This window comes from Ponticaulis profundi, assembly GCF_042659465.1.
Taxonomy (GTDB): Bacteria; Pseudomonadota; Alphaproteobacteria; order Caulobacterales; family Hyphomonadaceae; genus Ponticaulis; species Ponticaulis profundi.
Genome location: NZ_JBHSSW010000022.1, coordinates 1 through 8,524, shown reverse-complemented (window position 1 = coordinate 8,524; position 8,524 = coordinate 1). Strand labels below are relative to the sequence as shown.

Sequence of the window (8,524 nt, the reverse complement as noted above, 5' to 3'; positions counted from 1 at the left end):
CTTCTCGGCCAGCTCCTGCGCCACACGGGCCACCTCGACGGCCTGTTCCTTGATCTCCCGCCAGACCTGCACGGCCGCGACCTCGATGCCGCGCTCCTTGAGCTGCCACGCGCCGGCGGAGAGCTGCGGCAGCGGCTGACGGTCCAAAGAGACGGCCCGAACCGTCTCGCGCAGGGCTTCGGCCTCGTCGCCGCGCTCCCGTGCCTCCAGGGCGCGCTCCTGGGCCTCGACGCGCTGCGCCTCCAGCGTCCGGTGATCGACGCGCTCATGGGTGCCACAGCGCTCCAGGGCGTGGTTGGTGTCCCGGGCCCAGGCTTCCCGCCAGCCCTCCAGCAGCTCCCTGGCGTTCCAGTCCCGGTTCTTGGTGGTGAACCCCTCGGGACCGATCTCCCGGGTGGTCAGCAGGATATGGGCATGGTGGTTGCGCTCGTCCCCCTCGCGCCCAGGGGCGTGCAGGGCGATATCCGCCACCATGCCCCGGTCCACGAATTCGCGCTGGCAGAAGTCGCGGACGAGCTGCAGCCGCTGCGCGGCGTCCAGCTCGCAGGGTAAGGCTACCCTGACCTCACGGGCGACCTGGCTGTTCTTGCGCGTTTCGGCCAGCTCCACCGCGTTCCACAGCGCCGCCCGGTCCTGCACCCAGGTCGGCGCATCTGCAGGCGCGAGGGTCTCGACGTGATCGACCCCGCCCCGTGCGCGGTAGTCGAACGCGAGGCCGGTGCGCTGATCCACGATTAGCTCGGCGCTGCGGTACGCCGCCGCCGCCGTGGCGCTGCGCCCGGCGGAGCGGGAAATCATCGTGGCCCGAAGATGATAGATCGCCATATGCGTGCCGCACTTTGCTAAGGGTTCAAGGGAAACGCGAGTGTTCCCTTGCCCACACAAACGCGCAGCGTTTGTATAAGTGGGCACTTCGTGTCTTGCACCCTACGCTCAGCACCTCCAGACTTGCAACCATTGAGCGACCACAGGATTTCAAAATGCCCAGGACCATTGACCAGCAGATCGCCGAGGCACAGGCCAAGCTGAACCGCCTCAAGACCCGACAGAAAGCCAACGACACTCGCCGCAAGATCATCGTCGGCGCCATCGTGACAACAGAGGCCTTGAAGGACCCCAAGATCGCCAGATGGATGGCGTCCACCCTGCGCAAGAACGCCACCCGCGAGGTCGATCAGAAGGAGATTGCTGGACTGCTGGCCGAGCTGGACGCGAAGGCGGGCACCGCATGAGCACTGCCGCCAAATCCCCTGCCGAACTGATTGCCAATTTGACCGACCAGGTGCGGCTCCTGCGCCAGGACGTGGGCAACCTCACCGCCACCGCGACCACCAAGGCCGAGGCGGCAAAGCTCATGGCCAGGATCGAAAAAGCGTCGGAAGAGGCATTCGTGCACGCTCAGGAGGTCATAGACGCCTCGGAGCATCTGGGCAGGCGGATGCACCAGGATAGCGCCAGCGCCGCTCAGGTGGCCGCTGAAAGGGCCATCAAGAGCCTGGAGCATGAGATCAGCGCCGCCGCCAACCACATGCGCCTGGAGAGCGTCAGGAGCAGCAAGGAGGCCCTGCATCGGTTTGGAGGGGGTCTTGCCGTCTTCGGAGGAATTGCGGCTCTGGGGGGCGTTCTTGGCATCGTGGCGCTGCTTCTCATCCAGGGACGCGGCGATGCACGGGAGTTCGGAAAGCATCCGGAGGTGTTCTGTACGTCAGCCGGGGGCGAGATCGCCACCAACAGCGATGGCAGACGCTTCTGCGGCATCTGGATCGATAGCTGAAGCAGACGAACTGATGAAGGTCGCCAGGGGGGTGTTGCAGTTGCAGGATCATCGAAACTTGCACAGGTGACGGGCACCGCTCTCAACTCAGCTCCGCCAAACGTCGAAAGCAAATTTGACAGCAAGACAGAGGCAGTGAGAGGATCAAAAGGTCACAGAACCGTGAGAGATGTATGACACTTGCCAAAAAAGGAACCAAACCCGTCCAATTGCCAAAATCTTCGTTGGTCTATAAAAAACACAAGCAGGCCGAGCAGGCCGAGCAGGCCGAGCAGGCCGAGCAGGCCGAGCAGGCCGAGGCAGAGCGACGCAAGGCTGAAGAAATCGAGCGGATGATCGAGGCCAAGGTCAACATGGCATTGCGCCGATTGCTGCACTGAGAGCAAAGGGCCACTCCGACTCTTTCGATCGCAAGGACGGAAGAGTCGGAGCCAAATAATGGGCAGAAAGCGATCATGGCAGAAGTTATCGTGCTTAGGGACATTCACAGCAAAATGCACGTCTTCGAATGCCCGCCCTGGCGCGTGGTGAAGATGACGTCGACCTTTGATGGCACCAGCGTGGATCTGTCCAGTGGGGACGGGATCGCAACAGTTCGGGTCAGCGAGACACCGGAAGACCTCTCAATCCAGTTCACGGACGAAACGTTACCATTCCCGACGGTCCAAAATTAAAAGTCCCGTTTTTATCCTTTCGGGAACAGGAAATTGATCATGGCCCGCTCGGAACCACTGAAAGAATTTCTCCGCCCATCCGGATATGGAAAAACCGCCAAAGATGAGGTGTCCCTGGCGGTTACGGACTAGCTAACCTGGCTGATGATGCAGCCATCGCAAAGATGGATGCACCCGCCGTCATGTTTTTTAGGAACATGACGGCAACGATCAGGTTCACTCATATGACACAGATACCGCCACGCTTGGTCGAATTGGTCGACTGGATGAATGAAGCTCTGGATCGAGCACGCAAGAAGCGTGAGGGGCGCGAAGCATCCTTACAGGCGCAATCGCACTATCTGCCCATTCTGCCAGTGACCAAGATCAGACAGGACGAACTGCATACGGAGCTGGTGCGGGAGATTGAGGAAGATCTGAAACGATCTTAGGCCAATTCCAGCCTTTCTCTTTTCCGATGCAGAACAGTTGATATGGGCCAGTTGACCACTGGCCCAAAACTCTACGCAGTTTCAGATTTTAAGGTCGTCCGGCTCGGTCCCGGCCTCGATGGCCTCCCGAAACCAAGTCGGCTGCCGGCCCCGTCCTGACCAAGTCTGCTCCGGATTGCTGGGATTGCGGTATTTGGGCGCGAGCGCGGCGCGTTTCGTGGTTTTGACGTCCGCCAACTCGGATAAAGAAAACCCGTATTCGCGGGCCTTTTCCTCAAGATCACGCCTGGCTTCCGCTTTGCGGCGATCATCATAATTGGCGATGGCCTTGTCGAGGTCCTTCTTAAGACGCTTCAATTCGTCCAGGCTCATGGTATCAAAACTAAGATCAGGCATGGGTATCCTTGTTTTAGAGGTATCTCTTTCCCTATAATTATTGGTTGTAAAGATAAAGAGAACAAATAGACCTTAGCGATTGGAATTTCCTGCTTCTTTTTCCTATCGGACATAATGTACAATTGCCTGATTAAAGCACAGTCCCAAACCGCCGGTAAACAAACGCTAGAAACAATAGCTGGATCTCAGTGGAGCGCTGACAGTTAGGACGGCGGGCCTCAGCATCGAAGATGGCCGTTCATGCACCGGTAAGGCGAAGGAAGAGGCCAGATGGTCCGCTCTGAATTGCTGGAGAAGCTGGTCCAAGCGCATCCGCATCTGCCCCGGCACGTGGTGGAATTGGCTCTCGAGGCCATCCTCAACGAGATCACCGCCCGTCTGGCGCAGGGCCACAGGGTCGAGTTGCGGAGATTCGGCAATTTCACCTGCAGAGTCCGAGAGGCCCGGATGGGTCGCAATCCTAGGACCGGTGAGCCGGTGTTCATGGAGACCAGGCAGATCCTGCATTTCAGAGCCGGCAGGCACATCTTGGATCGGCTCAACCGACCCACACTCCCCGGCTGATCCCTACATGCGCCTGAAGCCGTCAAAGGCCGTCAGCAGGCCCTCTACCGCTTCGGAGGGGGTCTGAGCCGTCTTCGGGGGAATTGCGGCTCTGGGGGCCGTTCTGGACATCGTGGCGATACACGGGAATTCAGGAAGTATCTGGGGCAAGCTAGCCACCGGAACCACGGACGTCGTTTCTCCGCCTTTGGGGTTGATCCCATGTCCTGGCCGATTGATCGAAGATCTCGAGGGGTCGTTGCAGTTGCAGGATATGGCCGATGTTAACCGAAATTGCATTTCGGTCGCCGCGCTGTGTTTCGAAACGACCCTCCAGGATCATTTTAAGCCGCCGAAAGGGCCGAATGACCCTGCCGTATGTCTTGAACGCGCAGCAGGTTTGCGTATATACATAAACGCATGTTGATGATCACCTGGGACGCGCCGAAGCGGCAGACCAACCTTGCCAAGCACGGTCTGGATTTTGCCGATCTCGACGAGGCGTTTTTTCTGGCTTCGGTCGTGGTTCCGGCAAAGGCGGGCCGGCACATGGCGATCGGGCATCTCGCGGATGGCACCGTGGCGGTGGTCTTCGCGGCCTTGGGCACCCAAGGGGTGTCGGTGATCTCGATGCGCCCCGCCAGCGCCAGGGAACGGAGCCTGCTATGAGCAAGACCCATCTGACCGAAGACCAGATCCAGCGGATGATCGCCAGCGATCCGGACGCTCCGGAGGCCACAGCGGCGCAACTCGCCCAGGCCCGGCCCTTCACCGAGGTGTTCCCGGCCCTGTCCGACGCCATGCGCCGGAACATGGGCGGACGACCCAAGGTCGAAAACCCCAAGGTTGCCGTCTCCCTGCGCCTCGATCAGGACGTGGTGGCCCGGTTCAAGTCCAGCGGTCCCGGCTGGCAGACCCGGATGAACCGCGCCCTGCGAGAGGCCGCCGGGCTCTGATTTCATCTGTTTCATTGCTTGCGAGCGGCAGGAAATGGCGCAGCACGAAGCGCGGTGCGTTATGGTATGTCATTTCGAAAGTCTCTTCATGCCGCTGACATTCAGCAAGACTTCCGCCATGATTGGTCCGTGCGAGTTCAGGAAGCGGCGTCCAATTCCAGGCGGAGCGCTCTGTTCCCGTCCCCCTGTCCCGGCCCTGTAATCCTTTTGGAAAAATTCGGTCCGGGGCAGGCTGCGCCCTCAACGACAAAGGTAAAACTGGTATCTAAAGGCCCATGCAATTGTATTGTATAGAGTGAATGCACAAATATCTCCCTACCCGTAGCAAGGCTGCTTATCAGGCAAATACCTATGCAGTCTTAAAGTAGGTGGCACCTACTCATTTGCTCAGCGGGCGGCATTTTTCAAACTGCGATACGAGCGCGGCCACACCTTCGTTCAGCATTTAATTTTTTTTGATTTCCCATTTTGTTATCTGCATCCCCAAGGCAACAACATAGCGTGCAACGGGGCTATGCAGGTCTTGAGGGGGCACGGATGAATCCATCGCCGCATAAAGTGCAGTAGCGTCGGCGTATTCCGCTTCAGAGGTGATCTCGGGTGGCACAAGACCAAAAAAATGCCTGAATGCCACCTCAAGCTGTTTTTTGGAAACGGCGGCAGTGACAGCTTTCAGCTGACCTTCATAATTATCCATTTACCGGCTCTATTCTATATTAAAAATAAAGAGGACTTCAACCTACCTCATGATTGAGATGATGTCTGCTCTTTTAAGAGTTTCATGCATTATATCGAAAGAGCTGCATAGCGAAGCTTCAGCAAGAATGAGGGCTATTAGGCTGAGAGACGGGATCACAATGGCGGCAATCAACGATATCGCTAAGTATGGATGAAATCATTCTTGGTCCTGGACACGACCCGCATGACCTCACAGAACTTGAGCGAGCCTGCTCATACTCTATCGCAAAAAAGGAAGATCCATGCTTCGCTCGCAATTGATTGAGAGGCTTGTTGAGACTCATCCGCATCTCCCTCGGTCCGTGGTGGAAGCGGCCCTCAACGCAATTCTGAACGAGATTACTGACAGTCTTGCGAAAGGGTCGAGGATCGAGATCCGGGGGTTCGGCAGTTTCTTCGGCAGGGCCCGACAGGCCAGGACAGGCCGCGATCCCAGAACTGGTGAGGCTGTCCCGGTCTTCGCCAAACGGGTTCCTCGGTTCAGGGCCTCAAATCTTCTCCTCGATCGGCTCAACCGCCCCACAACCCCTGGCTGACCCCTGCCCACTCCTGCCTTCCGGCGCATAACACCTCATATCCGCCACAGCGCAGCCAGGGGTTGAAGCACTACCCCTGCACCAGGCGCCGCCTCACCAGCAAATCCCGCTGCTGCCACCAGCACCACGATCGAGATCAACACCCTCCCCCTGACCCCCACCCGCCGCGTGCGCACACGCCCGCGGAGTCGTCCATTCGGCCCACAAGGGGCCTCACGTCCGACGGCAATCAAAAACTCCACAATCCGTCCATCCGGCGGGGGGTCGCCAGCTCCCTGGCGGGCGCTTCCCCCCGGCGCGCAAGCGCGCCCGGACTGTGGATTTTTTGCCTGCCTTAAGATCATTAGAAGGCAAAAAAATAAGACATTGTTTTTTATATATTATTTAGGGGGGGTTAGGACACACTGTGTCCTAGGGTTAGGACGCACTGTGTCCTAGGGTAGGCTTTTTTCTTGCGATGCCTGTCCAGTAAATTACAATGCTGATGTAATTTACTGGACAATGGACGACAGATTTCTGTCTTCGTTTGTCCTACCCTTAGGACAGAGAGTGACCTATGCCGAATGATGACCAGCCAAGCTCGCTGCCTGTGAAAAAACAACGTGGAACATGGGTCCAGACCGAACGTGCCGCTCATGAAGCGTGGGCAATGTTCTTAGGGCTGCCCGGATCTCTGAATGCTTCTCGGGTGCTTCACTTGCTGATTGCTCGTGTCGAAGACCATAATGCTGTGGTCATGTCGCAAAAGACCATGGCAGGCCTACTAAGCATCGACATGCGGACAGTGCGTCGCGCAGTGGCCATGCTCAAAGAGCACCGCTGGATCGAAACCCGGCAGATCGGTGACCGAGGCACAGTCAATGCTTACATCATCAATGATCGCGTTGCGTGGAGCGGCCCGCGCGAGGGCATCCGATACAGCTTATTCACGGCCAATGTTGTAATCTCGGACGCCGAACAGCCTGATAGCAACACCTTGGACCATCAGGAGCCGCTGCGGAAGCTCCCAAGCCTTTACCCTGGTGAGCAACAGCTCCCATCAGGCGATGGCTTGCCGCCGGAATCGCAGCCATCACTCGAGGGAATGGAATTTGACCTGCCGGCGACGGTCAAAAGGAATACACCCTGATGCCCCAACACTGCAACACGGTGCGAAACAGGTGCACGATCGTTTCATGCAACGCAATGAAACATCCTGATACGCTATGAAATACACGGCAGGACAAGCTGCAAAAGCAGTAGGCGTTTCAAAGGCAACAATCACTAGAGCGCTGCAAAACGGAAAGATCTCAGGGTCAAAGGACGACAATGGGGCCTGGAGCATAGATCCTGCTGAGTTGCACCGCGTATTCCCTCCCGTTGCACATGCACTACCCGCAACACAAACTGTGAAACAGTCCGCAACGCCTGAGAAAGTGAATGAAACGGGGGTGTTGGAGCGCGAAAATCAGATGCTGCGTGAAGCGCTGATCGAGGTTCGGCAGGAGCGGGACAGGTGGCATCAAATTGCAGAGCGTCTTTCCATCGCGCCTCCAGCACCTGTACCAATTCAGCAGAAGGTTGCAGAAGGTTTCTGGTCCCGGCTTTTCAGAAAAAGCAACGGTACTTGAAGCCGAAGGCTTTTCCGACCTGCAAAAACGAGTAGATACCCTTGCAGTTTGAAGATGCTCTGAACCTTTACAGGATGCATGATGAAGCGTCTTTTGGCGGGCCTAGCGACAGCAGGGTTGGTTGGCTCCGGTGCATCTCCTGCCACCGAATTTACATGGCTGGAGATCTCATCTTTGGAAAGCCATCTTGGCAATAGGGCGAACGCGACCATCCTGGCATCCGACTTTGTTTCACGAGCCTACAGCCTTTGCGCGGTAGGCTCGTACGCTCACACGCTGTCCGCAGGAATCAGCGAAATGCGGCAGACTATTTGGCCTAACGAGCTAACGGTCACAAAGGTTCTAACCTGAAATCTTGTTAACCGTTAGGGTGAGGAACAGCGTAAGGGGAAATTAATGGGCCGAGGCTTGAGCAAACAGCAAAAGGCGATCCTTGCCGTCCTAGAGCAAAAAAAGGACGCAGGCGAGTTCGTGGTTACAGGTGCCATCATCGACGCATTGGGCCTAAAGCGCGCTCCCAACGTCTATTCGTCGGTGTCTCGGGCCATCAGCCGTCTTTGTTCCCGCGGGCTAGTGGTAGTTTATCAGCCATCCATCAACCGCCAAGGCAAAGGCTTTGGATACGGTTTGCCCGGTCAGGATCTGCGCTAGAACCGCGCAGATCGCCGATGTAATGCACGCGACCCTTTGTTGCCCGTTTTAAAATTGTAGAGTCAAAGAGCGCCTTACCAGCCGTGATCGTGGCCGTCGTCGCGCTCATGGGCGCGGCGCTCCTGCTCCTGCACCCGTTCCCGCGCCTCCCGCTCGGCAGCCTCGCGCTGCGCCTCCTGCCGGCGCTCGATCTCCAGATCCCGCGCCAGCCCCTC

At 57.6% G+C, this 8,524-nt stretch carries 15 protein-coding genes; 12 read left to right on the top strand and 3 right to left on the bottom strand.

All coding sequences use genetic code 11. The features are described 5' to 3' along the window. Window positions 1-825, bottom strand: an 825-nt coding sequence (gene mobQ / locus ACFQDM_RS13500) for a MobQ family relaxase (protein WP_377379875.1), incomplete at its 3' end; no start/stop codon positions are given. 155 nt (window positions 826-980) lie between these two features. On the opposite strand from mobQ, the gene ACFQDM_RS13495 reads away from it, so the two are divergent. The 5 genes from ACFQDM_RS13495 (at window position 981) to ACFQDM_RS13475 (ending at window position 2,879) form a co-directional block, all read left to right on the top strand. Continuing rightward, on the top strand, window positions 981-1,232 hold the full coding sequence (locus ACFQDM_RS13495; protein WP_377379873.1) for a hypothetical protein: 252 nt from the start codon (window positions 981-983) through the stop codon (window positions 1,230-1,232). Next, entirely contained in the window at window positions 1,229-1,774 is a 546-nt protein-coding gene (locus ACFQDM_RS13490) for a hypothetical protein (protein WP_045983915.1), read from the top strand. Before ACFQDM_RS13495 ends, ACFQDM_RS13490 begins: the two co-directional genes overlap by 4 nt. A gap of 173 nt (window positions 1,775-1,947) precedes the next feature. Continuing rightward, entirely contained in the window at window positions 1,948-2,154 is a 207-nt protein-coding gene (locus tag ACFQDM_RS13485) for a hypothetical protein (RefSeq protein WP_377379871.1), read from the top strand. 75 nt (window positions 2,155-2,229) lie between these two features. Then, window positions 2,230-2,448, top strand: coding sequence for a hypothetical protein (locus ACFQDM_RS13480; protein WP_377379869.1), 219 nt, complete (start codon window positions 2,230-2,232; stop codon window positions 2,446-2,448). Between the two features lie 224 nt (window positions 2,449-2,672). Then, window positions 2,673-2,879 carry a hypothetical protein gene (locus ACFQDM_RS13475; protein ID WP_127900034.1) on the top strand — a complete coding sequence of 69 codons (207 nt, stop codon included), beginning with the start codon at window positions 2,673-2,675 and terminating at the stop codon, window positions 2,877-2,879. 81 nt (window positions 2,880-2,960) lie between these two features. On the opposite strand, the gene ACFQDM_RS13470 is transcribed toward ACFQDM_RS13475, so the two are convergent. Beyond that, window positions 2,961-3,251: an H-NS histone family protein gene (locus ACFQDM_RS13470; RefSeq protein ID WP_377379867.1), complete on the bottom strand. Its 291-nt coding sequence runs from the start codon at window positions 3,249-3,251 to the stop codon at window positions 2,961-2,963. A 294-nt stretch (window positions 3,252-3,545) separates the two neighbouring features. Here ACFQDM_RS13470 and ACFQDM_RS13465 point away from each other — a divergent pair, with 294 nt between their 5' ends. The 3 genes from ACFQDM_RS13465 (at window position 3,546) to ACFQDM_RS13455 (ending at window position 4,774) form a co-directional block, all read left to right on the top strand. After that, entirely contained in the window at window positions 3,546-3,839 is a 294-nt protein-coding gene (locus tag ACFQDM_RS13465) for an HU family DNA-binding protein (RefSeq protein WP_045983912.1), read from the top strand. A 399-nt stretch (window positions 3,840-4,238) separates the two neighbouring features. Further along, window positions 4,239-4,487 carry a BrnT family toxin gene (locus ACFQDM_RS13460; protein ID WP_377379865.1) on the top strand — a complete coding sequence of 83 codons (249 nt, stop codon included), beginning with the start codon at window positions 4,239-4,241 and terminating at the stop codon, window positions 4,485-4,487. Next, the gene (locus ACFQDM_RS13455) at window positions 4,484-4,774 is read left to right on the top strand and encodes a BrnA antitoxin family protein (RefSeq protein WP_377379863.1); all 291 of its coding nucleotides are present in this window, start codon (window positions 4,484-4,486) and stop codon (window positions 4,772-4,774) included. Before ACFQDM_RS13460 ends, ACFQDM_RS13455 begins: the two co-directional genes overlap by 4 nt. Before the next feature lie 445 nt (window positions 4,775-5,219). Here the strand turns inward: ACFQDM_RS13455 and ACFQDM_RS13450 are convergent, their stop codons facing one another. Continuing rightward, window positions 5,220-5,471: a hypothetical protein gene (locus tag ACFQDM_RS13450; protein ID WP_377379861.1), complete on the bottom strand. Its 252-nt coding sequence runs from the start codon at window positions 5,469-5,471 to the stop codon at window positions 5,220-5,222. Window positions 5,472-5,754: 283 nt separating this feature from the next. Between ACFQDM_RS13450 and ACFQDM_RS13445 the strand changes: the two genes are divergently transcribed. The 4 genes from ACFQDM_RS13445 (at window position 5,755) to ACFQDM_RS13430 (ending at window position 8,309) form a co-directional block, all read left to right on the top strand. Continuing rightward, a complete protein-coding gene (locus ACFQDM_RS13445; RefSeq protein WP_045983909.1) occupies window positions 5,755-6,048 on the top strand; it encodes an HU family DNA-binding protein in 294 nt (97 codons plus the stop codon). Window positions 6,049-6,637: 589 nt separating this feature from the next. Next, the gene (locus ACFQDM_RS13440; RefSeq protein ID WP_377379859.1) at window positions 6,638-7,177 is read left to right on the top strand and encodes a helix-turn-helix domain-containing protein; all 540 of its coding nucleotides are present in this window, start codon (window positions 6,638-6,640) and stop codon (window positions 7,175-7,177) included. A gap of 76 nt (window positions 7,178-7,253) precedes the next feature. After that, window positions 7,254-7,658: a hypothetical protein gene (locus ACFQDM_RS13435; RefSeq protein ID WP_377379857.1), complete on the top strand. Its 405-nt coding sequence runs from the start codon at window positions 7,254-7,256 to the stop codon at window positions 7,656-7,658. Window positions 7,659-8,066: 408 nt separating this feature from the next. Further along, complete coding sequence (locus ACFQDM_RS13430; RefSeq protein ID WP_143079952.1) at window positions 8,067-8,309, top strand: hypothetical protein; 243 nt, start codon at window positions 8,067-8,069, stop codon at window positions 8,307-8,309. The last annotated feature ends 215 nt before the right edge of the window (window positions 8,310-8,524 follow it).